Consider the following 26,837-nt stretch of genomic DNA (forward strand, 5'->3'; position numbering starts at 1 on the left):
TTTTTTCTGCCGGGAATCAGGCGCCCGGTTAGCGCTGGTTGGGTTTGCGGGTGGCCTGCTGCTCAGGGCCGCCTCCCCGGAGGTGTCCGGCCTGCTCGCTGCCGGTGGGCCTCTTCGGTGCCCGCTTCGCCGTGGTGGTCGACCGGCCGCGCGCGGCCGCTGTGGAGACCCGCTTACCGGTGCCCGGCATCGGCCGGTTCAAGGCCTCCCCCAGCTTGCGCATCGCCGGGATGTCCACCGTGGTGGCCGCGGCGTCCCGCGACGCCGACGGCGGCCCGCTGCGGCCCCCGCCGGGGGAACTGTAGGCAGCCGCAGCATCTGCGACGTTGTGCAGCGCCTCGGCGGCCGGTGTGTCAGGCTCGGCTCCGCCGCCCCGCCGCCGCAGGCGGTCCGCTCCCTCCTGCGCCCACTGGGCGATTCGTTCGCAGGCGCGGATCGAGACCCTGCGAAGGAACTCGCCGACTCGGGTGTCCCCCATCAGCCGGTCGAAGTGCTCCCCGGCCCGCTCTTTCATGACACGGACCAGGTGGCCGACTGCGCCGCGCACTGTCTGGATCTTCTGCCACTCCGGCAGATCCTGGAGTGCGGGGGTGTGCGTATCGGCCTGCGCCAGGGCACCGTTGACGGCGGCGGCCCGCTGCGGGACGGGTGCCGTCGCCTTTGCTTCCGTCGGCTTCTTTGTGGCTGTGTCCGTCTGGTCCGGGGTGGCGGACAGTGCCGTCGGCATGGGCGGTGTGATGGCCTCGGCAAAGGCGCGCTGGAGCGCGGCGAGGTCGGCGTCGAGATCAGCGACCAGGTCCTGTGCCGTGCCGTTCTCCGGCGGCACATGCTCGGTCCAGGCGTCGATGACCGCCTGGAACTCGGCGCGGACCTCCAGCGGCCCCGGGGGCTGCGTCGCGGTGTCCTCGGGCGAGGCCTGCGTTCCGGTCCACAGCGGCAGCTCGCCGGACGGCCTCGCCGCCTCCGGCTGGCTGGCCTGCAAGGCGTCGTCCAAGGCTCGGCGGATGCCGTCGACGACGGCGTCGGGGTCCGGACCGTCGCTCTCGGAAGCCGCGGCACCGTCTGGGCGGACGGCGGGCGGGGTGTCGGTGTCGGCCGCCGTCTCCGCTCCCTCCCGGGCAGCGCGGTCCAGTCCGGGCGTCTGCTGCGGTCCCATAGAGACCTCCGCCAGGTCTGGGCTGGAATCATCCGCTGGCGCTGCCGTGGCGCGCAGCTGCTCGTACGCTCTCGGCGTGGCGAGGGCCAGCACCTCGCTTCGCCGGGTTCCGTCCTGTCCCGTGTAGGTCCACCACCGGTGATCTGATCCGCCGTCGATCAGCGCGTCGGCGGCCCGGGCGAACTCCTGCCTGAAAGCCTCCAGACTGGCGGTGTGCGCGGCTTGACGCAGGCTGTCCTGCTCGGCGGCCCTGTGCACCAGCCAGGCCGCGACGTCATCCACCGTAGGCGCCATAGCCTCGCGCAGGGTGTCGCGCACCAAGCCGACGAGGGTCCGGCGTGCACCGTCGTGGTTAATGACGGGGCCCAGCGGTCCCCTCCGCAGGTTCAGGACGAGCGCCAACTCGACTTCGCCATTGGACACCAGCAGATCCGCCCGGTGGGGCGCCCGGTTCAGCATGGGCAGTTCGGCTGTCGCCGGCAGCACCAGCCCCGGCAGGTCCGCAGCCGCCAGATCGGGGAACACCAGCGTCTGTGCGCGCTCAGCGGTGTCGACGCGGGCGATCACCTGGCCCTCGGCACCCGCACGCAGACTGATCCGGATCACCGGTCCGCGTACCGGTTCCGGCGTCGGCTGGGTCGGCGGTTCCTCCTGGACAACACGGTCGTCACGCAGGGATTCTGCGGGCCGCTCGACCGTCGCCGCGTCGGCGCTTTCACCGATGGCAGCCTGTTGGGCTTGCAGTGCCGCCAAGGTGGCGTGGAGACGCCCGCGCAGCCTGGTCGTGTCATACAGCAGGTGCGCCAGAGGGAAGGCGAGGTGCTGGCGCTCATCGAGGGCGGGGTCCGCCGGCAGGGCGCTGCCCCAGGCGTTGACCGCCTGCTGGACGGCGGTGAGGTGGGCAGCCATCTGCCGGGATCCGTGGGCATCGGCGGTGGCCCTGGCCATGGCATCGAGGCGGGCCGACAGCTGCTGGAGGTGCGGGTGCTGGGCGTTGTTCACCGATGCCCGCTCGGCCGCCGCCATGATCGCGCCGTGGTGCCGAAGCGCGGCGTCCCGCAGTTCCGTGCGCAGTACGTCCGCCGGGGCCAGCAGCCCGTTGTCGGTGGCTGCGGTGGGCTGGTCCCGGTAGGGCGTGCCGGTGAATGCCGAGAACAGGGTGGCGGCATGGTCCGCCGCGTCCTGCGGCCCGTCGGCCGGGGGCGTGACATCGGCCAGCAGGTTGTCGACCGTCAGGCGTGCGCTCCACTGCCCAGTCACGGACCGGTGCAGGGCGGCGATGGTCGTGTCGCCGCGGCGCAGTTCGCCCGTCTCAGCGCCTTGACCGTCCTGCCCGAACAGGCACAGCTGGTAGGCAGGGTCGGCGGCGAGCGGGGTGATATCGGTGAAGGGCTGAGGCGCGGGCGGGTCTTCGACCGGTACGGAGCCGTCAGTGTCGGCGTGCGGCGGTGTGGCCATCTGCCCCTCCGTATCGGTGGCCGGGGTGCGGTCCTCGGTAGTCGGCGCCGACGCGGGGTACACGGCGCCGTTAGACGGCTCGGGCGGTGGCGCCTGCTCGCCCGGCGAAGCGGAGACGGCGGCTGCTGGCGCCGTGGTTGCTGCGGGGGCGGCGTCCTGCGCAGCCTCGCCGCTGGAAGGGGGTTCCTGCCTGTCTGCCACTGTCTGCTCCTGCTGGTCCGTGTCCGGCACCGGAGTGCTGCGCCCCGCCGCGGCGGATGGGGCATCGGACGCCATCTGGTCATTGGCCGGCGCGGGTGTCTCGGCGGCCAGCTCGGCTCCGGCGTCAGGTGACGCCTGTGCAGACGTGGTCAGGGTCGGCGCGACGGGCTGCTCTGCCCTGCTGCTGGCGTCCTCCCGGGCCCAGCGCAGGACGTTGTCCCACTGCTCAAATCGCACCTGCGGGCCTTCTGGGAGAACCTGGATGGCCAGGCGGTGGCCGTCGTCGCCGGGCTGGCCCTGCTGGTAGACCATCTCTACGACATACGTGGCCGCGCCGATGGCCAGGTCCCACCGCGGACCGTGGTCGTACGGGCCGCTGCTGCGCGGCCCGGCTTCCTGGGGCGCCAGGGTCTCGCCGTCGTGCAGCACCAGCTGCTTGACAGCCTCGCGGAAGCCGAAATAGGCCATGGTGTCGCCGCTGGTGGGGTGGGACTCCGCCGTGCGTCCCAGCGCGGCCCGCTCAACGACCGGCCGTAGGCCGGGGATACCGGCGGCCACGCCCTGGGAGACGCCGTTCAGGTCGCGGGTGACGAAGCCGCTGTGGCCGCTGGCCGACTCCCGCGCAGTGCGATACCGCTGCCCGGTGGGCAGGTGGACCGAGGTCCACTCGTTGTCCGCCGTCCGGCGCACCACGATGTCGTGGTGCAGCGGGGGCTGTGGCTGGATGCGGTGGCCGCCGCGCTGTGCCTCAGCGCGGTCGGCGAGGCGAGCAGCGTGGGACGCGGGCACGCCCACGGTCGCCTCGGTGCAGGGCCCGCATTCGGCCGCCATGTCGGCGTTGAAGTCGTCCCGGCCGTACCAGTGCCACACGAGGGTGTAGCGGTCGGTGTCAGGGGTGCCGCAGCGCTCGCACTCGCCCCGGTCGGCGTGCCCGTACACGCCCAGGCGTCCCTCCTCCGGAGCGCCGTCGGCGCCCGGCGGGGCGGCGGGCTCCGGCGCGCTCCCGTTTTGCGACTGCGCGGCCGGGGCCGGGGCTTCCGCCGAGAAGAGGTCAAGCTGCTCTTCTGCTTCCTGTGGCTCGGCTTCGGCGCTGTCCGGCGCGAGGGCTGCGGCCTGGTTGTCGGCGGGCGCCGGGGTCTCGTGCGCGGCTGCCGTGCGGTTCTGTGCGGCCCGCGGGTCCTCGGGACGGAAGACGTTGAGGAAGACGCTGATCATGTCCGCCCGGCCGTGCAGGTCCCGGCGTACGTCGCCGTCGGGCTGGGCGGCCGCCAGCCACAGCAGGCTGTCGTGTGCGGTGGTCAGGTCCTCGGCGATGGTGGTGCCGCGGCTGCGGCCTTGTCCGAAGGCCTCCAGGGCGGCCGCCAGTTCGGCGTGCCGGGCGACGGCCGTCGGATCCGCCTGCATCGCCTCGGGCAGCTGCGGCAGCCCGGCTGCGGGGCGCACCAGATACTCGGTGAACGAGGCGGTCATGGCCTCGGTCAGGCGGTCGGGGGCCGGCGGGCCCTCGCGCAGGGCCCGTACCGCCAGTTCGGCCAAGGCCGCTTCCTGGCTGCGGAAGCGCGCCAGACGGCGGTCGCCGGTACCGAAGACCGGCTCTGCGTTCCACAGCGGCGCCGCGTCCGAGGGGCCGGAGTCGCCGATGTCGGCGATGTCGGCGATCCTGCCGATCATGCGGCCGTCCAGCCAGATGTCGGCGCTGGTCGCGGTGAGCGGCGACGGGGCGGGCACCACTTGTACGCGGGCGGCGAAGGCGTGCAGCCGCTCGGGGCCGCCGAAGCGGGCTGCGGCCTGGTCGGCGGTCTCCGCTCCGACGATCCGCCAGTAGGGGGCGGGGGCGATCGAGTGCGCGGCCGCGACGAGGTCCGTTCCACCGGCCGGTGGCGCAGCGGCGTCGGCGCCCTGGGCCGCGGGCTGCGGCTCGCCACCGGAAGAGGCCTGCGCCGGTGTCTCGCTGGAGGCCTCCGCCGTGGTCGGGGCGGGAGGATGCGGCGGCGTGGCCGCCGCGTCGGACTGCGGCTCCTGCGGGCCGCCACCTCCTGCCGGCGCACTGTCCGTGCCCGCTGACCGGTCCGTATCGGCTCCCGTCCGGTCGTCCGGCGCATCTGGGGGCATGTCGCCGAACAGCCCGAGCTGTTCCGTGTCGGTGCTGCGGGAATCCACGCTCCCTCCTTCCTTCGTGCGGTCGGTGGGCCGGTCCGAAGCGGGCTGGTCTTCTGCGCCGTGGCGCTCGGCGGCGGGGCTCGTCTTCGCCGATGTCGCGGCGGCCGCGCGTTCGTCCAGGTGCGCGGCGGATGCACTCAGCCGGTGGGCCTGCGCGTCCAGGTGCTGGCGCAGCCGGTGCAGGTCCAGGCCGACGTAGTGGTTGAGGAGGTCGTCCTCGGTGGCGGCGAACAGCGCCGCGGCGGCGGCCGCCGCGGTCTGCATCGCCGCGGCGTTGGCCCGGTAGGCGTCCGCACCCCTGGCGGTGGCGTCTATCGCCCCGATCGCCTCGCTGAGGGCGCGGAGTTCGTCCTGGGGGCCGGTGCCGTTCGGCCACACGCGCCCCGCCACCTCCATGACAGCGGCGTGCAGGTCGAAAGTCCGTTGGGCCTCCGATGCCACCTGGTCGTGGCTGCTGTGGCGTCCGAACACCGCGGCGACGTCCTGCGGTCTCCTGCGCTCGCGGGGCACGACCCGGACCTTGTCCGTGAGGTTCAGGGCGAAACTGTTGCTGGTGCCCTTGGCCACGTCGCGGGTGGAGAACGCTATGACGCTGCCCCGGCGATTGCCGTCCGCGAACCGTAGTTCGGTGATGGTCTCGCCTCGCGTGCCGCCGTCTGCGATGAGGTCGCCCAGGCGGACCTGTGCCACGGTGCGAGTCTCCGGGCGCAGGTCCTCGCGGTGTTCGGCCGGGAGGAGCCGCGCCTGCGCGGGCAACTGCCGGATGAAGACGCTGTCTGCGGCGGTCACCTCCTCGCCGGTCTGGTCGCGGATCACGGCGTCGAGCAGCGTGGTCCTCTGGTGGTAGTCGCGGTACCCGGGATAGACGGTGCCGGTGACGGTGGCCGTTTCCGGCACGGGCAGTCCCCAGGCCTCCCCGTCCCATTCAATGCTCCTGCCGCTCACGACGACCGTGATCCGGTTGCCGCCCTGGAGCGCCTCGCAGGCGACCTCGTGCGGGTCCTGCGATGCAGCGGCGCCCGCCTTCTCCTGTGCGACGGCGCCTTCCGTCGGCTCGACATCGGCCGGCGGGACGGCGGCCGCGGGTTCGGCGACCACACGGGTCCCCCAGATCTGGTGGGCGCGGGCGAGTTTGCTGACCTCGGACATCTCCACGCCGAAGATGGACACGACGTGTTCGATGCACAGAGGGTCGCTGTCGCCGACACGGTAAAGCGGCTGGGGCTCGGCATCGTCCGCGTGCAGGTTGTACCGCGCGCACCTTCCAACGGCAGCCGGAGCGAAGTCGTAGTCGCGGTGGCGCGCGCGGAGAGGCTTGGCAGCTTCCTCGCGGGCCTCCCGGACCACACGCTCGCAGATCTCGACCGCCCCGCCCCGGCTCTCCGCGCTCCTGAACGTCAGGACCGTTTCGCCGTCGATCTCGATGTGAGGAGTGAAGATCTGGACCCCGCTGAAGCCGTGACGGGCTACCGTGACCACGAACGGCACGCCGTCCGCGAGGACGTCGAAAACCAGCTCCGGCCCGCGCGGCGTGATCTCGCCGACCGTCACCGGGATCGGCTCGCGCACCACGGCCAGGCCCTTGCCCGGCACATGGTCGGCGTATGACGTGAGGGGCTGGGCGGGGACGGAGTCCACGGGGGGCAGGTCCTCGAACGGCACCTGTTCCGGAGGCCCGTCGACGGGCCGAAGGTCCGTAGCGGCGCCGTTGAGAGCGTAGGTGTAGCCGGTGTCCTTCTTCCCGCTCCGGCTGAGGACGTGGTACTCGCCGGTGACGCCGGTCCGGTCGGTGCTGACGTACCACGTGTCCTTGCCCGGGCCGGGCGACATCACCTGTCCGGTCACCTGCTGTCCGTCCGGCCCGTCCCGCCAGGTCACCCACGAGCCGACGTCGTACTCCGCGGGGATCAGCCCCGCGGCGTCCTCCCGCTGAGGCAGGCGCAGGGAGGGCGGCGGCCCGAACGGCTTCAGGCCGTTGGCCGTCTTGTAGGCCCGGCGCCACCGGTTCAGCTGGCCCGCTTGTTCGGCGGGCGTCTGGGCTGCCTGTCGGTTCTTGGTTTCGACGACGGCAGCGAGTTCGCTGTGACGCCGCTGGTAGCCGTCCACGGCCTCCTGGTGGAACCCGGCGTCGGCAGGGACCACGTGCAGGGTGAACACCAACCGTCCGTCGGCACTGGTCAGACGTACCCGCCCGTGGTCGGGTTTGGCGGTAGCCTCAGGCTTGGCGGAGGCCGCTTCGGGCTGTGCCTCTTCCCCGTTCGTCTGCTCATCCGAGGCCTCAGCGGCGTCCGCCGGGCCGGGAGCAAGTGGCCTCTCCGGTGCCGGTTCTGCCGAGTGGCCGGGCATCTGGCCATGTACGGCGTACGCGATGCCCTCCCCGGTCAGAGCGTCGAGCAGTCTGCGGACTGCCTGATGCTGCTCGTCCTCGGAGTGGTCCGCCCTGGGCCGCCATACGCCCTCGGGTACGGCACTGGGGTCCCATCGGAATCCTTGTGCTCGCAGCACTTCTCCGGCCTTGCGCCGGCGGTAGGTGTTGAAGACGGCATACCCCGTCTGCGGATCATGGGCGACGACGACTTTGCCGGTGGGGACAGCCGCGGCCAGGCGCCATTGCGGGGTGTCGGGCAGCGTGAATCGGGATCCCGGGGCGGCCAGGATGCCCGCCAGGTCGATCCCGTACGGCTCTGGTTCCTGCCGTCGTACGTCGTCAACCCCCAGGGCAAGGGCCGTCAGGTGCCGGCGCAGGGTAACGCGGTCCTCGCTGACGTTCCTGATGGTGATCTCGCGGCCGCGTTGGGAGATACCACCGACCCGGTCCGCGCGGCGCGCGATGTCTTCCAGCAGACGGTCAAAGGGATCTTCGGAGGCGGGCTGACCCGCATGTTCGAGGACCCTTTCGCCGGTGAGGTAGGAGACCGCATCGGCACCGCTGAGCCCGACCACCGCAAGAAGCGGCTCGTAGTGCCGTAGTACCGCGGCGGCGTCGAGGTCGGCGTCCCTGCGCTCCTCAGCAGCCGCATGCCCGCGCTCGTCACCGGCCTCCGTATCCCGCTCAGGGGGAGCCTGCGCCTCGTCCACGGTCATCTGCCCGTCCGGCACGCCGGCGGATTCCTCGGTCTCCGTTTCCGGGTCGGGTTCGTCCTGCGGCACCGGCGCCGGGACACGTGTGGGCTGCGTGAGGCCGAACTCGTCGTACAGGTCGGCCGTCCCGTACCCGTCGCCGGGCGGCTCGGTCGTCTCCGTCGCCGGTTCCTCGGTGCTGTCGCCGCCCGGCTCCGGCGCCGGAGCCTGACCTTCGGTGCGCTCGCCGACAGGCTCGGCGGCCGCGGCATCGTCAGCGCCGTCCTCGGGTGCAGGAGCGGACTCGTCCGCCGTGATCGGGGCGCCCACCCCAGCCTCCCGGTTCTGCTGAACGATGATCCGTTGCCGCTCCCGCCACTGCTCAACGGCCTCGTCGGTGTCGTTGTCCTCCGTCCAGGGGTTGACGAGCACCACAGGCTCGGGGGCCGGGTTCTCCGCGTCGAACGCGGCCAGCCTCGCGGCTGCCGCGTCCACGTTGGCCTGGAGAGGTGCCCGCTTCTCCGCGTTCTCCTGGAGGGCCTTCTTGCGGCCGTTCTCGGTGGGGTACTTCTTCGGGTCGAGCATGGATTCGGTCAGCTCAGGGACTTTGTCCCGCTCGGTGATCGCGCCGACGATCCCGTCGAGCAGCTCGACCCGGCGCCGCGCGTGCTCGATGGCAGGACCGTAGTTCACTGCCTCCTGCTGGGCCTTCAGTTCCGCCACTTCCTTCTCCAGGCCGGGAAGGCGCTCACGGTCCATCAGCTGGTGGTCCTCGGCCTTTTCGAGGGCGGTGGCCAGGCGGCCCAGCATGGTGGCCCCGATGTTGCTCTTGACCAGGTCCTCCACGGAGCACCGTGATTCGCTGTGGCGCAGCTCAGGGAACCCGATGTACGCACGGACCTCGCCGCTGCCGTGGGCGACCTCCGGCCGGACGGCGAAGTCGAGGCCGCCGAAGGTGCCCAGCTTCTTCCACGGGCCGATGCCCTCGTTCTGGTGGGCGCGCACGGCTTCGGTGACGACCTGGCGCAGGACGGGGGCGGCCTCCCCGAACCGGTCGAACTCGCGGCCGCCGATACGGATGCGGAAGGCGTCGCCGCGGATCGTCTCGGTGATCTTCGGTAGGGCTTTCTCGCGCGCCGTGATGGCCAGCCGGGTGCCGGCCAGTTCGCCTTCCTTGATGCCTAGCAGCTCGGTCTGGCGGACGCGGTCGGCGGCCGCGTTGCGGCGGTCGGCCTCCAGGCCCTGGAGATGGAGCCTTGCCTCCATGAACTGCCGCATGTAGGGGTTGCCGCCGATCTCGGCGGCCATCGTGGCGTAGTCCCAGTCGCTCTCGCCGATCTCTTCGACGGTGTCGCCGTCGTCGTCGCCGACGCCGGGCGGCCGCTGAATGTCGCGCAGGCCTTCTGCCTTTGAGGTGAGCAGTCCGACCTGCCAGGCGTCCATGCTGCCCTTGGTGGCCAGGAAGTAGATGCTCACCTCCTCGTGCTGATTGCCCGGCCGCAGGGCGCGGGCGTTGCGCTGCATCATCATCGCCGGGGTCCAGTCCTGGTCCAGGTGCATCAGGGCGTAGGCCCGGTTCTGCCCGTTGAAGCCCGTACCGAGGACTTCACTGGAGCCCATCAGGACAGCGATGCCGCCGTTGTTGGCGGCCCTGGTCATCTCCGCCTTCCGCTCCGGCGTCCGGTGCTCCTGCGCGAACTGAACCATGTCGCGGGGGACACCGCGAGCGGCAAGCAGATCGCGCAGCTCGGCGTAGAGCTTGAAGTCGCCCTTGTTCTCGCCGTCGGGGGTGCCGGAGTTGCAGAAGACGAAGAACAAGCCGCCGGGGACCCCGTGCGGGGTGTCGTCGCGGCTGGAGACGGCGTAGGTGTGGTCCTTGTGGGCGTGGTAGCCGGCCGCGATGATGTCGGCCGCCTGCACGAGCTTGTTACCCGCGGGGGCGTTGGCGTCCACCAGCCGGGGGTCGAGGGCGACCGCGCGGCCTTCGCCGGTGACGGCCAGCATGTTGTCCTCGTCGCGGGTGACGTCCCCGGCGTGGATCGCCTGTCCCCGCACGACCAGAGACTGAAGCCGGGCCCGCTGGTCGGCGGTCGGCTCCACCAGCACCAGCTGCGGGGCGCCGCCGGCGATCCGGGGCCGCTCGATGCCGACCTCGTCGGCGGTCTTGGTGTCGGTGGCCAGCCCCCACATCGTCTTCATCGTGGCCTTCGACACGAACCGGGAGAACCGCTCCACGATCGTCAGGCCGCTGCCGTCCGGCGCCTGCTCGATGCGCTGGACCTTCTGCCCGAAGGTCTCCGCCCACAGGTCTGGGCCGTGGACCCCGAACTGGTCCAGCAGCCACGGCGTCGCCAGTTCGAGGCACGAGTACTGCTCGAAGATGGAGTTCTCCATCGGCGTGCCGGTGCCGAGGGTGACGGTGGGGCGGCCGCCGTCATACTCCGCCATCCGGTGGTGCCAGCTGAGCTTCTGGTGCAGATCCACCGCGCGGACGCTCGCACTCTCGCCACCGGCCTCCTTCGAGCGGAAGCCCACGGCGGTGAACCGGTGGGCTTCGTCGATGCAGGCGTAGTCGAAGCCGAGGTCGTCCCAGTACACCTCGCCCGGAGTGCGCATCGGCGCATCGTTGCGCCGGATACGGGCTTCCACCGTGGCCAGACGCTGTTCCAGCTTCATCAGCGCGAAGGCATTGTGCGGCACCCCGCGCTCGCGCTCCAGCTGCTCCTTGAGCGACTCAAGCTCGCGGAAGACGTACAGCTCCTGCTGTTCGGGGCTCATCCGGATCGACTGGAACGCGCCCTCGGTGAAGATGACCAGGTCGGGGGTGTTGGCGCGCAGCCACTCCAGGACCGGGCGCCGGTTGCCGTCGGCGAGGTCGTCGGAGGTGATCAGGCGGATGTCGGCGTTGGGGTAGAGCAGCTTGGCCTCATCCAGCCACTGCCTGCCCAGGCCCGGCTGGACGACCGCGAACGGCTTGCTGATCTGCCCGGAGGCCTTGAGGGCCTGCGAGCCCATGACCATCGTGGTGGTCTTCCCCAGGCCCATTTCGTGCGCCAGGATCACGCCGCGCTCGTACTGCATCCGCGCGGCGCCCGAGAGCTGCCACGGGTGCGGCGTCCGCTCGGTGGTGAACCCTTCCAGGGTCGGGGCGAGGCCGTCGTAGTTGCGGACGACGTGCCCGTTCATCTGCCGGTTGTAGGCGTCGGTGAGCTGGGTGACCCGGGCGGTGCTCGCGGTGCAGTACTCCTCGAACGCCGAACGCATGGCGTCGGCCTTGTAGCGCATGGCGCGGGTGGCGTCCTCGTCGACGCCGCTGCCGTCCAGCTGGTTGACGACCATCGACGCCTTGCCGAGGAGAGCCTTGGCGATGTGCACTGCCGAGCGCCGCTCGGTGCCCTTGAGCGCGTTGATCGCGTCGGACACCTTCCCTGCGGCCAGCGACCAGCCGTAGCGCTCATTGTGGCTGACCTGGAGGGTCGGGTCGCCGAGGTACTCACGCAGGAAGCCCTGCACCAGCGGCGCGGGAATCCAGTGGGCGCCGAGCTGGGCGGTGAACTGCCCCAGCCGCTTCGCGGGCGGCTGCACCGCCTCCAGGGCGGCGACGTTCACCGCGTACTTCGGATCGGTGACGGCCGCCTGTCGCGCCTGCTCTAGCTTCTGCCGCACCGCCCCGGACAGGTACGCTCCGGCGTGCTCCAGCTTCTTGGTCACCGGGTTGTCGAAGACCTCAGTGCCCAGCCGCAGGCGGGCCTCTTCGGCGGTGGTGCCCAGCAGCGAGGCGATCAGCGGCAGGTCCACGCGGCCGGTGGCGCCCAGCACGGCCGTCAGCGCCGTCTTCGGGTCGTCGGTGGGCTCCAGGTCGCCGCGCCGGGTACCCGGCCGCCGGGTCAGGACCTCGGAGGGCACCGCCCGGTCGTTCGCCCGGTCCCAGTGCTCCAGTCCCAGGACGACGGCGGCGTGCGGGTCCTGGCGGAACCAGCCCCAGCCCGTGGGGAGCCGGTCCTCGCTGTTCAGGTCGACGCCGGCAGCGCGGGCGGCGGCCACGGCCTCGTCGCTCGGCAGCGCCAGCCGGGTCTGCCGGGGGCGTGACAGCGGCCCGTGCTTCTTGGTGTAGGCGGCGTGCAGCCGGGCGAGTTGATCGCGGATCTCGCGCGCCCGGTCCGGGTCATGGCCGGTGCGGTCCAGCTCCTGCAATTCACCGGCGACGTCGCGCAGTGACAGCAGCATCCGCAGCTGCTCGGTGCCCGCGACGCCGTCCGCGGTGATGACCCGTACCGGGTCCGCGCCGTTGACGTGCTGCCAGATCCGCGCCTGGTCGTCGGTGTAGAGGCGGCCGGTGAAGTCGGTGGCGTGCTTGAGCCGGGCAGTCTGGAGGAGGAGGGGCTCGCGGTGGGGCCAGTCCTCGTGAGGGACATAGCCCAGGCCGTCGGCGACGGCCGCGGCGGCGGTGGCCTCCATCCGCTCGCGCAGCAGCCGGGGAGCCTCACCGGGATCGCCCTGCACGGTCACCCGCGGCCCGTACGGTCCCGTCTCGGTCGTGAGGCGGCCCAGCACGTTCTCGGGGTGCTCGGTGAAGTAGGCGTTCACCGTCACGGTGTTGCCGCTCAGCTCCCGCTCCGGCGCCTCGATCCAGCTCTGATCGCGCGGTTCCTCGCCCTCCGCGCGGCGGCGGAACACCAGCACGTCGGCGACGACGTCGGTGTCGGCGGTCTCGCCGAAGGTGCCCTTGGGCAGCCGGTAGGCGGCCGCCAGGTCGCCCCAGCGGGACATATCGCGGCGGGCGGCGGTGTCCTCGCCGTCCAGTGTCCACCGTGAGGTGATCACGGCCATGTAGGCGCCCGGCCGCAGCAGCGCGAGCTGCTTGATGATGAACCCGTTGTGCAGGGAGTGGCCGCCCGCCCGGTAGCGCCGCTCACCGAACGGGGCCTGCGCGAAGGGAACGTTGCCGATCACCGCGTCGAACGTGCCGAGGGGTGCGTCGGTATCGGTGAACGACTCCGCCAGCACATTGGCGTGCGGGTAGATCCGTCCGGCAATCGCCGCGGTGGTGGGGTCCAGCTCGACACCGGTCAGCCGGGCGGCCGCCGGGGCGACCCCGAAGAAGGCGCCGGAGCCGCATCCGGCCTCCAGCACCTCCCCGCCGTCGAAGCCGTACGCGGCCAGGCCCTGCCACATCGTCTCGGCGACGGCCTGCGGGGTGTAGTGGGCCGACAGCACGGCCCGGGACGCTGCCCGCCACTCGAAGGGGTCCAGTAGGTCCCGCAGCTCGCCGCGCACCCGGGAGTACGACTCCCAGGCGGCGTGGTCCGTCTCGAAGCCGCCCTCCCGGTCCCCGCCGGGTGCGTAGATCGGCTCGTCGGGGTCCGGCTCGTCCAGGAACACCGCAGGCACCGAGCCCCACCCCGACCAGCGGGCCAGGGTGCGCGCCTCGTCGACGGTGGTGCCGCGGTTCTCGCGCTCCAGCGTCCGCAGCACCTTGAGGGCTTCGAGGTTCGCCTCGGCGCGGGCCAGCGGGCCGCGCGGCAGGTCCGCCGGATCAGGGCGGAACCGCCGCGTCGCTACAGGTTCTCCAGCTCCCTGCGGATCGCCGCCAGCTCCACCGCTTCCGGACTCAGCGGCGCCGCCTGGTCCGCCGCGTCCTCCGGCGGCGGCAGCATCTCGCGCAGGACCTGCTCCCGCGCCGTCGCCGAGATCTGCGCCATCTGCCCAACCCGGGCCTGGTACTCCGTCTCCGGCTCCAGGGCCTCCTCCAGGTCCTCCTCCGCCGCCGCGATCGCCTCGCCCATCTGCGTCCCCAGCGTCCGGAAGTACCGGTCCGGGTCCTCCATCGCCGCCAGCTCCCGGGGCCGGAACTCCTCCCAGTGCCGCCGCAGCAGCGTCGCGTACTGGCTGTTCGCCGTCATCGTTCTCGCCTTCCTCTCGCTCGTCGACGGTACCGGCCAGCGCTGCCATCTGCGCCGCCAGCCGTCCCTGGTCCACACCGCGCCGCTCCACGTCGCCGCCGGCGGCACGCACCTGCTCAATCACCGCGTTGATGCCGATGAGCGCGGCGCCCATCGCCGGGATACGCCGCTTGGCCGCCTCCCGCTCCTGCTTGGGCAGTTGCTCGTTGAGGGACTGCTCGCGCAGGTCCTCCGTGGTCCGCTCCGCGATCCGCGCCAGCTCCCCGAGCAGCCCCTCCTCGAAGTGGAACGGATAGGCCCGCATCACCTTGTTCGTGAGCGGGTTGATCTTCTTCGTCTGCGTCGGCAGCTCATACGGGCTAAGGATCTCCAGCACTCGCGCGAACTCGCGGGAGGGCTCCCCAGGCCTGCGGCGAAGCCACGACACCAGCGGGTCGTAGGAGCTGATCGGCAGGTCCACCTCCCGCTCGGTGCCCCAGGTGCGCCGCGGCAGCGTCCCCGGGTCCTGGTCGTAGCGCCGCACGAGCGCGGCCATCGCCGCGGGCCCGGAGTCGAAGTCCCCGATGCTGCTGCGCTGGTCGAAGTTGGCCAGGGCCCGGAATTTCTTCCCCCGGCGCTCCATGTAGCCGTAGGAGCGCTCCGAGCCGTCGATCAGGACTGGGAGCCTGCCGCCGACGCTCCGGCCCAGAGCCGCGCGGGCGGCGTCCGGATGCTGCTCCAGGCCCCGCTGATGCCACTCCGCGTCCACGGCCCGCAGGCGCTTGGCCCGGGCGTCCTTGACCGCCTCGCTGTAGGAGTAGGCGGACTGCTCGTTGTGGGCCGACAGGTGCGATTCCAGGTCGGCGCTCTCGGCGATCAGTTCCTCCAGCGTCATCTCGCCGACCGGCGTGCGCTCGCTGTAGGACCGCGCCCGCCGGGCGATCCGTTCGTCATGGAGGCTCGTGCGGTAGGCGTTGACCTGGTCGCGCAGCTCGTTGTCGCCGGGCAGGCGGGTCCACGCCGGCCCGATCTGCTCGTAGGCGCTCTCCAGCGCCTCATCGTCCAGGTCGGCCGCCGCCGGGCCCGCCATGAGGGCCCGGGCGGTGCGGCCGTTCTGCTCGGCGGTCACCGCGTCGCGCCGACGCTCCAGCTTCCGGTACCTCTCGTCGGAGGAGTGGAACGGCGTCTTGTCGATCGTCTTCTTCCACCACTCGCGCTCGGCTGCCAGGTCTTCGTCGGTCAGCTCCGTGACCGGCGCCGCCGTCGCCTCCCGGTCCACCACCCGTCTGGCGATCTCCTGGCGAAGGCGCTGGTACTCGGCTTCTGTCACCCGGGGTTCGGCGCTGCTGTAGCGGTACTGGCGGCGGGCCGTCGCGGCCGCGTCCTCGGCCGCCAGCAGTTCCTCGTCGGAGAGGACGGTCAAGTCCTCGGGCTCCGGCGCGGGCTCCGGCTCCGGCTCCGGCTCCGGAGCGAGTTCCGGCTCCGGCGCGGTGACGGACGGCGCGGCCGCCGGCGGGGCCTGCTGCGCCGGGACGGCCGCGGCCGCCGACGGCGAGGCCACCAGATCCTCCGGGGTCTGGCCCGGCCCGAGCACCACGATGTTGCGGTCCTGCCGGGCGAACGCCGCCAGCACCTCGGCAAGGTTGCGGTCGCGGGTACCCGGGTTCCATTTCCGGCCGGTTGCCCACCCCTGGCGCTGCCCCGACCAGTACAGATTTCCGAACTTCACCGCCCGTCGGTCGGCCGCATCATGCTTGTCGGTGCCGTACACCGCGGCGACACCGTCTGCCTCCCAGCGCACCCACACCCGGTCGCGGACACCCGGGTCGGCAACTGCCCGGTGGTGGCGCGCGGCCAGTTCCGCAAACGACGTCAGCCGCTTGTCTCCGAGCCCGATGCTGACCAGCCGGGTGTCACCGACCCGGCCCACCAGGGCGTCGCCGCCGACTCCCCGTCGGTCAGCAGAGGCGATCTCGGCGCCGTCCGGGCCGAACACGGTGACCACGGGCGCGCTGCTCTTGATGAGAGCGTGATACCCCGTCACCCCGTCGACCGGCTGCGCCCCTTCGGGAAGAGGCAGCGGTCTAGGCGAGGCGGCCGCGTCCGTCTCGGACGCGGTCTCCGCTTCCGTCTCTGCCGTCGCGAGTTCATCCCCCATGCGCCCTCCCCGCAGCACCCCGTTTGGCGCGTCGGTGAGCACGCGCCACCCCGTACGGAACGGACCTTACCCATCCAGGCACCGGTCCTCGATCGAATAGGGCGACGGGTCACCTGGCTACCTTTCCTGTATGGAGAAGATGAAGTTCCACGTAGCCGTGACCGCGGAGTCCTTGGAGCGGCTCAATGAGTACGTCAAGGGCGAGCAAGACCGTGAGCGAGCATGGACCGCGGAATGCCAGCGGAAGCTGCTCGCGCCCGGCATGTCGCGGCGCGTGGCCGCTGCCGTCCGCCGTGACATCCGGGCGCAGGTCGCCGCCATGCGGCGCACCGGTGAGTTCGGCGGCAGCCGGGACGACGTCGTCGCCCGCACGGTGCGCGAGGAGCTGCGGGAACGTGGCCTGGACCGCGAGTGGCCGGAGCCGCCGGAGGGCGAGGTCGATGCCGCGGGCCGCCGCTTGGGCACGCCGCCGAGCCAGCCGCTGGGGGCAGGCGGATATCCCCGCCGCGTGTCGGTGAAGCTGCCGTATGACCTCGGCGAGACGGTGCGCCGCGCCGCCTACTGGTCCAGCCAGGATGCCGAGAAGGCCCTTCAGGAGTGGGCCGAGCGCTGGGGCGACGGCAGGACCGTGGCCGTACGCGAGGCCATCCGCGACGGCGTCCCGCCCGAACTTGCCCCTGCGGCCGCCGCCAAAAGCCTGTCCGCCCCGCAGTCCGCACTGGCAATACGTGACCGGCTCCGCGCGCAGGTGCTCACCACCGGCGACCTGCTCCGCGCCGCGATTGACCGGGCCACTGATGGGCGGCAGCCGGAACTCCCCGGCGAGGCCGAGTAGAAACTGTAGTTTCCAACTCGTTCGATTCACTCTCGAACACGTTCACGTCTTCCCGCAGGTCTCCTGTCTCAGCTGTTCCTGGGCAGTCGCAGTCGTCGCTCGGCATCCGGCCTTGGTGCCCAGCGACGACTGGGACGCCGTAGGCAAACTGCTCGCGGCCGGGCGACACAAGGCCTAGATGCCCACGATCGATTGAGACACTGCTCGTCCTCCGTCTCAAATGATCCTGTGCACTGCTGGTCAGCGAGGTGGAGTGCCCACGATCGATTGGGACAGGACAGCAGGAGCGGTGCACGCCGTGCCCGCGATCGTCTGGCAAGCTGTTCGCGATCCGAGTAGCCGCACCGCGCGGTGAAACCACGGAATATGGAAGGCCTTGGAATGACACCAACCATGCTCAGAGCGGCGGCCACCGATATGGTCGCCCGGAATGGCAGAACGGCGAAAGTCGTCGTCGTCATCCAGCAGAAGGGCGGCGCGGGCAAGTCGACCATCGCGGTCAATGTGGCGGCGTGCGCGGGCCGCTCGGCGGTGCTGTCCAACGCGGACACCGCCGAGGGTTCCCCGGTCGTCGCGGCCGGCATCGATGTGCAGGGCACCCTGGAGAAATGGTGCGCCAGGGTCCGCGAGGAGGCCCTCCCGTTCGACTACGTCGTGACCCGGAGCAAACTCGGCATCCTGCCGCAGATCATGACGGACCCCGAGCGGCGGCGTGTCGTAGTCGACACCCCCGGCTTCATGGACATCGACCCCGATGCGAAATGGGGTGAGGACCCGCTGGGCAACAGCCGTACGGCCGATGCCCTGCGCGAGGTCCTGGAGTATGCGGACCTGGCGCTCGTGCCGATCACCCCGTCAAAGATCACGTGGGATGAGGCGGAGTTCACCATCGAGCGGGTCCTCAAGCCGCGGGGCATTCCGTTCCTGGTGGTCATCAACATGCACGACCCGGGCAAGGACAAGAGCGAGAAGCAGCTCGACAAGGTCAAGGCGTTCATCGACGAGCGGGACTATCCGCGCGTCGCCGACCCGATCCGCCGGTACACGATCCACGAGCATGCCTACGAAAACGGTACGTTGGTGACCGAGTACAAGATGTCCGGCACTGCCTTGAACGCCCGGGAGGACTTCATGCGCGTGGCGCTGACGATGGAGCAGATGCTCTGATGGGGAAGGCAATCACCGTCGGCAACAGCCCGGTGGCTCCGGGGCGGCCGCCCAACGCGATCGAGCTGGCCCGTGCACTCGGCGACTCCAGCGAGCTGCCCGACAAGCAGCTCGCCGACACCCCGGCGCTCATCGCCGCGGAGCAGGACATGCTCCTCAAATGCGAGAGCGCGCTTGAAAACCTGCGGTTCGCCTTCTGGGCCGCCGGCAAGGCCCTCCAGGTGGTGCGAGATGCCCGCTTGTACCGGGCGCAATTCACGACGTTCGAGGAGTACACGCAGACCCGGTGGGACATCACGCCGCAGTACGCGGGGAAATTGATCCGCACCTGGCGCGTGGCCGAGAGCCTGTTCCTGGCCAGGCCAGGGGGCGATTTGGAAACAATAGTTTCCAAACGGCTCGGCTACGCGCAGGCGTGGGCCCTGGTCCCGCTGGTCGAGGCGCACAGCGTCAAGGCGGCGACCTACCTGTACCTGGCGCTGTTGAAGGCCAAGGGCGCACAGGTGACGGCCGCGCTCGTCCAGGGCGCGGTCGAGGCGCTGCCCAAGGAAGCGATGGCCCACCAGAAGAGGACCGAAGAGGCCGTCGCGGCCTACCTGGCCGCGCTGGAGGGGGAGGGGACGGGCCAGTCCGCTATCGACCCCGTCAAGACGGTCCGGGCGCTGACCAAGGCATCTAAGAGCTTCAACGCCGCGGCCTTGAAGGCGGCCATGGAGCACAGCCCCGAAAAGACCCGCCAGGCCGTGCGCACCCTGATCGAGACCTTGTCAGAGACGACCGGTATCGAGGTCATCATCGCTCCCGAGAGCGAGCCGCAGGACGCGGGAGCGCCTGCGGGCGCAGCATCCGGTGCGGGCGCCTCGGAGGACGCGGCAGCCGCCGCCTGACAGCAAAAACGCAAAGGCGGGCCCCGTCCGAGACGGGGCCCGCCTTTGCGTGGTCAGCTCAGATGCTGGGCGCATGCCTTGATGAACCACGCGGTGAACGGATCGTCGCCCGGATCCTGGAGAAGTTCCCACCAGGCGAGCGCGACCAGGTCGGCGAGTGCTTCCGTCCGGGCCGGGCCGACGGACAGCACGATGGCCTGCGGGACGCAGCAGGGCGCGGCCGCGGTCAGCCACCCGGGCAGGCCGTCGCCGGGGATGCAGACCTGGAGGGCCGCGTACAGGCCGGAGGGAACGCCGTCCTTCACTGATCAGCCCGTCCGGTGGTGCCGGAGGCGGGCCGTGGGCTGGACCAGGCGTCCCAGGAAGGGGGCCCGGTGGGCCCAGGAGCGCCACGGGGCCGGGTGGGTGTGGCGCCAGGCGCTGCGGCCGACGCCGTCCTCGGCGGGGAAGCGCTGGGCGATCCCGCAGGAGCATTCCCAGCCATACGGGAGGGCGGCGGTGTCGCTGCGGGTCACGGTGACGACGACCGGGGTGCCGCCGTGATGGCCGCGGTAGGTCCCGACCCACAGGGCGGCCGCGGCGCGGTGCTGGCGCCGGGCATCGCGGATGATGTCGCCGTGGTCGAAGGCCAGTTCTCCGGGTGCGGCGAGCGGCATCCAGCGCACGGCCGCAGCGTCGTCCGCGGCCCGGGCCGTGGTGCCCTCGGGCACGGTCACCCGGTAGGCCACGGTCACATAGCGGCCGCGCGGGTCACGGCCCGGTGCGTTGTAGACGCCCACCGGCGTCAGGTCGTCCGGCGCCACCTTGACGCCGGTCTCCTCCAGCAGCTCCCGCGCTGCGGCCTGCTGGGGCGTCTCGCCGGTGTCGTCCACATACCCGCCGGGCAGCGCAAGCTGTCCCTGGTGGGGCGGGAACCCCCGCTCGATCAGCAGGACGTCGCCGCCGCGGATGCACACCACGTCGGCGGTCAGGCACATGGTGGTCTCGGTCTGCTGGGTGTTCTCGGTCATGAAGTCCCTCCCGGGCCGGGGCCGCCGACGGCGCCCCGGATCAAGTCTTGAAGCAGGTGCTAGGCGATGTTGAAGAGATTGAGCTGTGCCTCTGCCAGCTGCTGACGCCGTTCTTCGGCGGCGCGGGCCCGTGCGGCAGCCACGGCGTCATGCCAGCAGGGCCAGCACCAGGGGCGCAGGGTCTCGACCGGCGCGGCTGCGTTCTCGGCCTCGAAGATCGCCAGGTCCATCAAGGTGGTGTTCTCCTGTGGTCGAGCGGGTCGGGTGCAAGGGCCGCCCCGCCCGGCATGAGCCCGTGAGACGGAAGCCGGGCGGGGCGGCAGCGTGCGGGTCAGCGGGACGGGTCGGAGCGTCTGAGGTGGCGGTGGACGACGTGCACAGTGACGCCGCCGGCGCGCAGCTGCTCGGCGATCTCCTCGGCGACAGCGGGCGCGCGGACCTGGCCGTCAGGACTGCGGACGTGGACGTCGACCTGGCCGCTGGAGCCGAGGCGCTGACGGATGCGGTCCATGGCCTGACCGACGAGACGGGCGGCGGCCGGAGTCTGCATCACGTTGGCGCGCATGGCCGGGTCGCGGCCGCTGAGCCCTTGTCCCGACCGCCCCTGCGGTCGGGACAAGGGCTCAGCGTCGACTTTCACGGGTCGCAGTCCCGGCGGCGCATCGCGACGAGCGGCGGCGTATGAGGTGATGACGACGCTGCTCAGCGGCGCTGCCATGGTGCTCAGCGCGGCGTACGGACGTCGTCCGCCCAGACCGGCAGGCCCCGCAGGGCGCGGGCGCTGCGGCCGCGGCCGAGCCCGACGTTCAGGTAGCGCAGCACACGGCGCCCTTCCTCGGCGAGCGGCCGAAGGTCGGACCGGGACTGGGCATAGGCGCGGATCCGCTGAACGGCGCTCGTCAGCAGCGCGAGTTCCTCGGGGAGCAGCGGGAGGCTGGCGGGCTCCGTCCTGCCCTCGGTGACCTGCGCGGCGCCCAGCCGCTGGAAGAGGGACGCCTGGAAATTCTCGACCTGGTAGCGGTCAGCCAGCTCGATCATCAGCAGCGCGGCGGCTTCCAGGATCTCGACGACCTTGGACAGGTCCTCGGTCGCCAGGGGAGCGGCGGTCCGGTCGGGGACTGCGTCGGCCGGCGGGCGCTGGGCGGGGACGGGCAGACAGGCGGTGGTCGCCGTACGGCGGGTGATCTCCATGATGATTCCTTCTTTCTGGCCGCCGATGGCGGCCGTCGTGGTGTTCATGCGGGATTGCGTAGTGGTCAGGCGGTGTGACGGTGGGTGCAGCAGTCATGGCAGCGAGGGCGGTCGAGGCACTCACGGGAGGCGACAAGGGGCCTTGCGGGCGGTGGTGTACCGCGTTCGCCGAAAGCCGCTGGGGTGTCAGCCGGGCAGTTCGTTGCGGCTGCGGGCGATGAGCCCGTGGGTCCGGCTGGTGATGCTGCGGTGGTCCTGGAGGACGGGCGCGTTGTAGTGGTGGTGGTGCTTGGGCGGCGCGGCCGTACGGGCTTCCTTGGCGCGCCTGAACACGCGGCCGAGGGCGAGGAGGAGGGCGGTGGGCCCGCCGATGACGATGCTGACGACGACCGGGCCGGCCTGGCCGGCGGTCCACAGCACCAGGGAGACCGAGCCGCCGAGCGAGATGGTGGCGACGCTGCCGGCGAGCAGGAGGCCGCTGAGGTCGGTGGCGCGCTGACTCATCGGGAGCCGGCCGGGCTGCGGTACGGGCGGGGCGGTGCCGATGGCGGGCACGGGAGTGGGGTCGCGGTACGCCGTCAGGGTCTTCGCCCGGTAGGCGTCTTCGACGGCCTCGATGAGCAGGCGGGCCTCGGCGGCTGCCTCAGATTCGTCGAGCCGCGTGCCAGGAACGTGCTCCACTGCTGGTGCTCCTTCGCGTGTGGTGGGGGAGTGGGCGGGGACCGGCGCTTTGTGACGGGAGGGCCGGTCCCCGTGCCTGGTCAGGGCAGGCGGTAGGTGCCGCGGCCGATCGGGATGAGGGCGTCTTCAGCCGTGAGCTTGTTGACCTCGTTGTTCACGGCGCCGGTGGTGGGGCCGCCGTCGGTGCCGCAGCCGACGGCCTTGCGGAGATCGCGCAGCGCCATGCCCTCGGGCTCGGCGGCCAGGGCCGCCAGAATCCGCTCGCGGATCGTGGGCCCCTTGCCCTTGGCCGCAGCGAACGGCGACGGTGCCTCGCCTGTGCTCTCTTTGGCCTTGCGGTCAGCCTCCAGGAGGCCGGTGATGCGCTCCCGTTCCCCGACGAGGCCCAAGCTGCCGGGGGCGCCGCCCGAGGCCGCCTGCGGGGCTCCTGTGGCCTTCGGAGCCTCGGAGGCGCCGGTGGTGTGCCGGAGTTCGTACGCGGTGCCGGCGGCCTCGGCCTCGCCGGGAGTGAGCGTCGGCAGCGGGCAGCCGTCCATCAGCTCTTCGAGCTGCGGGTAGCGGCCGCCGCTCTTCTTCAGCACGAACGTGCGGAACAGGATCGCCTTGCCTTCGGTGATCAGCCAGCCCATGCCCGGCGTGGGCACGCCTTCGACGGCCGCGGTCCCCTCGAAGAGTTCCTTGGCTCCACCGCCTTGGTAAATCCGCTCCGGAATGGGGGAGATGTGCGCACCGATGGGGGCGATGCCGTCCAGTCCCATGCTCTGAGTGGACGAGGACGCGGTCCGCAACAAGAAGACATGGCCTTCCTTGCCCTTTTCGCGGATCTCGTGGTTGTCACCCAGCTCCTTCAGGTGCAGGCTCTGGACGGCCAAGTCGACGCCGATGCCCACTTTCTGTCCGGTCTTCTGGAGATCGGCGATCATCCACGCGGCTTCCTTGCGGATGTCCTGGTCCAGGCTGCTCAGCAGGCGGTTGATCTCGTCGCCGGTCCACTGGATCAGCCGCCAGGGGCCGTTCAGGTCGAAGTCCCCGCGCCCGTTGGAATGCCGCTCGCGGTATTCCTTGACGGCGTGCAGGGCGCGCAGTTGCCGCATCGTCTCGGCCGGGCCTTTGGCCATCCAGTCAACGCGGCCTTCCATTTCCGGCAGCGACATGCCGCCCTGCACATCGGCCATCCAGGAAATGACACCGGAAAGGCGCTGCGCGGCACCGAGCAGCCGCATCAGCCCGGACTTGCCTGACCCGGTGGTCCCGGCCGTGATGCCGTGCTGCGCGCGGCCGGTGTCGTGGTTGAACAGCTGGATGCGGGCGGGGCTGCCGTCGTGGGCGATGCCGACGGAGATCCGTCCGCGGTCGTCCATCGTCAGGTCCTCGGCGGTGGGAGCGCGCACGTCGAGCAGCGGGTTGGTGCGGTAGATGTAGGCGACCGCTTCGCGCGGACCTGCGCCTTCCATGACCAGGCGGGAGATGTCGTCGATGCCGAGCGCGCTGCACAGCGCGTCGTGGTTGACGCCCAGCCGCTTGCCGCGCGCCGCGGCGATCCGCAGCCGGATCTCGTCCTCGCCGATGTCGTACTGGACCAGTTCCACGCCGGGTGCGGCGCCACCGGTGACGTTGACATGCTCGTTCCACATCCGCAGCAGGGCCTGCTCGGGGTCTTCGTCCTCGGCGGCCTGGAGGGCCTTGGCGGTGCGGCGGGCCTCTTCGAGCTTGGGTGCGACCTGGATGGCCAGGCGGCCGGGTCCGGCGTGGGGCAGCTCGGCGGTCTCCACGGCGCCTACCGGCACGTCGAAGACGGCGGCGATGGCCCGGTCGTCCAGCAGGCGGGGCACCGGCTGACCGGCCGGGGCCAGGACGATGGCCTCGAAGTCGGGCTCGCCGGGACGGTACTGGCGGATGTGGTGCAGCTCGGTGTCCCCGGTGACCGGCGACCGGGCCCACAGGACCCGTAGGTGCTCTTCAACGGTGACCGGCTCGGGCTCCGCGACGGTCTCCGCGAAGGCGGGCAGCGTCTCCACGTACTCCACGGCCCGGGCCAGGCCCTTGGACCGGGTCCAGGGCGCCGTCACCACCATCGCCGCCGTCCAGGCCGCGGCGCCCAGCATCGGCCAGCTGGTGGGGTAGCCGTAGGCGGGGGCGAGCAGCCCGGCGGTGTAGGCGGCGGACCAGCCCAGCACCGGTAGCGCCCGCATCGCGGAGGCCAGGCGGGCGGTCCAGTCGTCGCCGTCACTGCGCTGCCACAGCCGCATACCGGCCGCGGCGCCGGTGGCCAGGGCTGCGCCGTGGCCCCACCAGGGCAGCTCCACCAGTGGCCCGACCGCGGCCCAGGTGCCGGCCGCGCCGTAGATCAGGCGCTCGGCCAGGGCCAGGCGCCGGGCCGCAGTGCGGGTCAGCCCCCGGGCACCGCCGACGTCGGCGGCCGCGGTTTCGGCATTCACGATCTCGGTTGTCATCGTCCCTCCGGAAGCGAGAAAAGGGGGGAGGGGCCCGGCTGGCCGGGCCCCTCCCGGGGCGGGGTGCCCGCCCCGGGAGGGGCGGGCGCGGGTGTTACTTGACTTCGTTGAAGCCGGGCTTGGGCTGCTGGACGCCCATGACCTGTACGACCTCGTTGATGCCGCCGTACTCGTTCTGGTGGGCATCGCCCAGGGCCTGCGCGTCGTGCTGCATGTCGTCGGCCTTCTGGGCGAGTTCGCCCGAGGCGTCGGCGACCCTGCGCAGAGCGGCGGCGCCGTCCAGGATCCGCGCGGTGTACTGGGGCTCGACCTCGGCCGCGTCACACATCTCCGACATGTGGCTGGCCGCGTCGGCGTCCTTTTCCATCCGCCGCTGCCAGGCCCACACCTTCTCCTTGAGCAGCAGCGCCTGCGAGGTCAGCTTGGCGACCTCGGTCATCAGGGTGAAGAAGCCGAGTCCATCGGTATTGACGGCCACGGCAGGGAGGTTGTCGCCGCGGGGGACGAGATCTCCGGACACAGGACACGTTCCTTTCAGTTCTCGTTGTGCACGCGGGCGGACGGCGTCCGCAGGCCCGCGTCCGCGGTCGCCTGCGTCAGCGGCCGGTAGGCGGCTTCCATCTCGTCCCGGCCCTCTTCGTTCAGCTCGGCGGCGTTGAGGGATTCGATCTGCATCTCGTCTGCCTTGCGGGCCAGCACCTCCATCGACTCGGCGAGCTTGTGCATCGCCCGGCTGGTCAACGTGCCGATGATGTTGTTGCGGGTGGCGAGGACGACCGCCAGCTCATCGAGCGCGTACTGCAACTCGCGAGCCTCCGTGGCGAGCACGATGCACTCGTCGTGGCCCTCGAAGGCCCGGGCGACCACGCCGTTGAGGAATTCGGTGACGTCGTCGAGGGTGACTTCGGTGGCGTGCTCGGCGCTCATCTCGGCGGCCGGCAGGGACAAGGCAGCAGACGGTGCGGACGCGGACGTGTCCACGGGCGCCTCCTTCGTGATCGTGGTGCTCGGTGGGCCGGAAGGGGCGGGCGCATCCCGCCCGCCTCCGGCGGTCAGTGCGGCACGGGCCGACGCCGCGTAGCCCGTGGGGAAGATCTGCTCTGCCGTCCACGTCTCCTCCTGGCGGGGGTCGGTGGCCCGCATGGAGTCGTAGGCGCTGCGGCGCTCCTGGCGAGGGGTTTCTTGGCCTGGCGGCGTCCAGAACGCCCACCCGGCCCCCGGCGTGGACGTCTGCTCCTGGTCCGTACGGCGGGTCTTGCGCTGCCGCATCCAGCGCAGCCGCTCATCGAATTGGGCCTTCGCCCGGGCGAAGGCAGCATCGGGGGCGGATCGGCGTGCCCGCTTGGCCCGGGTCTTGCGCAGGTTCACCTTCGGCCCCGTCCCGCCGGCGCCCCCCTTGCCCTTGCTGTTCTTGTTGTTCTTGGGCTTTCTCTGCTGGGCCTTGCTCAGCACCGGACGGGGCGGCTTCTTGCGCCGCTTCTTCAGCCGCCGCGCCGCCTCGTCGGTGACGGCCTGGCCCAGCGTGGTACGGCCCGCACCACCCGCAGGGGCCTTAGGAGCCTTGGCCGACGGCTTCGAGCCGCCCGCCGCGGTCCGGCCCCCGGTACCGCCGTTCTTCCCCGGCTTCGGCTTCTTGTTCAGGTCCACCTTCGGCGCCGTCCCGCCCGCAGCGGGCCCGGTCTTCCCGCCCCCGGAGGGCTTCTGCTTCTTGTTCAGGTCGACCTTCGGGGGTGCCGCGCCCGGGCCGGTCTTCGGCCTCTTGGTCAGGTCGACCTTCGACTTGTTCAGGTCGGCCTTCAGGCCGTCCGTACCGGCGCCGCCCTTGCCGCCCTTGTCCTTCTTCTTGGGCTTGTCGGGCTTGACCGGGCTCAGCACCGGCGGGGCCAGGTGCTTGCGCCGCTTCTTCAGCCGCCGCCCCGCCTCGTCGGTGACGGCTTGGCCCAACGAGGTGCGGGCCGCCTTCTCAACCGCCCGCTGGTCGCGCTTGGCCTGCGTACGGTCGGCCTTGGCTTGACGGCGGGCGTCTTGGGCGGCCTGTTTGCGGTCCTGGGCCCGGTCCCGGTTCTTGCGCCGTGTGTCGAGCCGCGCGTCCTTCGCCGCCCCGCGCCGCTCCAGGCGGGCGGCGGCCCGGTCGTTGCGGCCCTTGGCCCGCTCCAGCGCCGGCGAGTGCTTCGACGAGCCGGACCGGCCGTTCGACGGCGCCTTGATGCCCCGGCCCGAGGCCCCGGACGCACCGCCGGAGCCCTTGGCACCGGAGCCCCTGCCCGACGATCCGGCCGAGCCGCCCGAGCCCTTCGGCCCGGTGTTCTTGCCGGAGGAGCCCGGGCCGCGGCCGCCGCCCGAAGAGAGTGACCCGCCCTTGCCGGACCTGCCGCCGCTGCCGGTGTTGGTCTTGGCCCCGTGGCGGCCGGTGCCGGTCGAGCCCAGTCCCGTCGTACGGTCCGAGCCGCCACCGGACTTGGCGCCGGACTTCCCGCCGCCTGTCTTGCCGGACGTGCCGGAGCCGCGGCCGCCACCGCTGCCGCTGCTGCCCGAGGA

Annotated in this window: 13 protein-coding genes; 3 read left to right on the plus strand and 10 right to left on the minus strand. The window is 71.7% G+C overall.

Annotation, left to right across the window (positions count from 1 at the left end):
* Positions 1-28: 28 nt before the first annotated feature.
* Entirely contained in the window at positions 29-16,075 is a 16,047-nt protein-coding gene (locus ACH4FX_RS37535; protein WP_398485973.1) for a hypothetical protein, read from the minus strand.
* Between the two features lie 130 nt (positions 16,076-16,205).
* Here ACH4FX_RS37535 and ACH4FX_RS37540 point away from each other — a divergent pair, with 130 nt between their 5' ends.
* The 3 genes from ACH4FX_RS37540 (at position 16,206) to ACH4FX_RS37550 (ending at position 18,964) form a co-directional block, all read left to right on the plus strand.
* Positions 16,206-16,910, plus strand: coding sequence for a hypothetical protein (locus ACH4FX_RS37540; RefSeq protein ID WP_398485974.1), 705 nt, complete (start codon positions 16,206-16,208; stop codon positions 16,908-16,910).
* A gap of 381 nt (positions 16,911-17,291) precedes the next feature.
* Positions 17,292-18,077: a ParA family protein gene (locus tag ACH4FX_RS37545; protein ID WP_398485975.1), complete on the plus strand. Its 786-nt coding sequence runs from the start codon at positions 17,292-17,294 to the stop codon at positions 18,075-18,077.
* On the plus strand, positions 18,077-18,964 hold the full coding sequence (locus ACH4FX_RS37550) for a hypothetical protein (RefSeq protein WP_398485976.1): 888 nt from the start codon (positions 18,077-18,079) through the stop codon (positions 18,962-18,964). Before ACH4FX_RS37545 ends, ACH4FX_RS37550 begins: the two co-directional genes overlap by 1 nt.
* Positions 18,965-19,017: 53 nt before the next feature.
* On the opposite strand, the gene ACH4FX_RS37555 is transcribed toward ACH4FX_RS37550, so the two are convergent.
* From ACH4FX_RS37555 to ACH4FX_RS37595, 9 genes are all read right to left on the minus strand, one after another.
* Positions 19,018-19,269 carry a hypothetical protein gene (locus tag ACH4FX_RS37555; protein WP_398485977.1) on the minus strand — a complete coding sequence of 84 codons (252 nt, stop codon included), beginning with the start codon at positions 19,267-19,269 and terminating at the stop codon, positions 19,018-19,020.
* A 3-nt stretch (positions 19,270-19,272) separates the two neighbouring features.
* Positions 19,273-19,974 (minus strand): NUDIX domain-containing protein, encoded by a 702-nt coding sequence (locus ACH4FX_RS37560; RefSeq protein ID WP_398485978.1) that lies wholly within the window; start codon positions 19,972-19,974, stop codon positions 19,273-19,275.
* 59 nt (positions 19,975-20,033) lie between these two features.
* Positions 20,034-20,204, minus strand: a complete 171-nt coding sequence (locus ACH4FX_RS37565; RefSeq protein ID WP_398485979.1) for a hypothetical protein — start codon at positions 20,202-20,204, stop codon at positions 20,034-20,036.
* 101 nt (positions 20,205-20,305) lie between these two features.
* Positions 20,306-20,593 (minus strand): hypothetical protein, encoded by a 288-nt coding sequence (locus tag ACH4FX_RS37570; RefSeq protein WP_398485980.1) that lies wholly within the window; start codon positions 20,591-20,593, stop codon positions 20,306-20,308.
* A 104-nt stretch (positions 20,594-20,697) separates the two neighbouring features.
* Positions 20,698-21,213, minus strand: a complete 516-nt coding sequence (locus tag ACH4FX_RS37575) for a hypothetical protein (protein ID WP_398485981.1) — start codon at positions 21,211-21,213, stop codon at positions 20,698-20,700.
* A 138-nt stretch (positions 21,214-21,351) separates the two neighbouring features.
* The gene (locus ACH4FX_RS37580) at positions 21,352-21,846 is read right to left on the minus strand and encodes a hypothetical protein (protein WP_398485982.1); all 495 of its coding nucleotides are present in this window, start codon (positions 21,844-21,846) and stop codon (positions 21,352-21,354) included.
* Positions 21,847-21,926: 80 nt separating this feature from the next.
* The gene (locus tag ACH4FX_RS37585) at positions 21,927-24,299 is read right to left on the minus strand and encodes a hypothetical protein (RefSeq protein ID WP_398485983.1); all 2,373 of its coding nucleotides are present in this window, start codon (positions 24,297-24,299) and stop codon (positions 21,927-21,929) included.
* 94 nt (positions 24,300-24,393) lie between these two features.
* Entirely contained in the window at positions 24,394-24,819 is a 426-nt protein-coding gene (locus tag ACH4FX_RS37590) for a conjugal transfer protein TraB (RefSeq protein ID WP_398485984.1), read from the minus strand.
* Between the two features lie 14 nt (positions 24,820-24,833).
* Positions 24,834-26,837: hypothetical protein (locus tag ACH4FX_RS37595; protein WP_398485985.1), on the minus strand; the 2,004-nt coding region annotated here is incomplete at its 5' end.

The sequence above is a fragment of the Streptomyces sp. NPDC018019 genome (assembly GCF_044327805.1).
GTDB lineage: Bacteria > Actinomycetota > Actinomycetes > Streptomycetales > Streptomycetaceae > Streptomyces.

Excerpts from the sequence above, each read along its gene's own strand:
- ACH4FX_RS37535 (WP_398485973.1), bottom strand. The coding sequence starts at position 16,075 with ATGGGGGATGAACTCGCGACGGCAGAGACGGAAGCGGAGACCGCGTCC.
- ACH4FX_RS37540 (WP_398485974.1), top strand. The coding sequence starts at position 16,206 with ATGGAGAAGATGAAGTTCCACGTAGCCGTGACCGCGGAGTCCTTGGAG.
- ACH4FX_RS37545 (WP_398485975.1), top strand. The coding sequence starts at position 17,292 with ATGACACCAACCATGCTCAGAGCGGCGGCCACCGATATGGTCGCCCGG.
- ACH4FX_RS37550 (WP_398485976.1), top strand. The coding sequence starts at position 18,077 with ATGGGGAAGGCAATCACCGTCGGCAACAGCCCGGTGGCTCCGGGGCGG.
- ACH4FX_RS37560 (WP_398485978.1), bottom strand. The coding sequence starts at position 19,974 with ATGACCGAGAACACCCAGCAGACCGAGACCACCATGTGCCTGACCGCC.
- ACH4FX_RS37565 (WP_398485979.1), bottom strand. The coding sequence starts at position 20,204 with ATGGACCTGGCGATCTTCGAGGCCGAGAACGCAGCCGCGCCGGTCGAG.
- ACH4FX_RS37575 (WP_398485981.1), bottom strand. The coding sequence starts at position 21,213 with ATGAACACCACGACGGCCGCCATCGGCGGCCAGAAAGAAGGAATCATC.
- ACH4FX_RS37585 (WP_398485983.1), bottom strand. The coding sequence starts at position 24,299 with ATGACAACCGAGATCGTGAATGCCGAAACCGCGGCCGCCGACGTCGGC.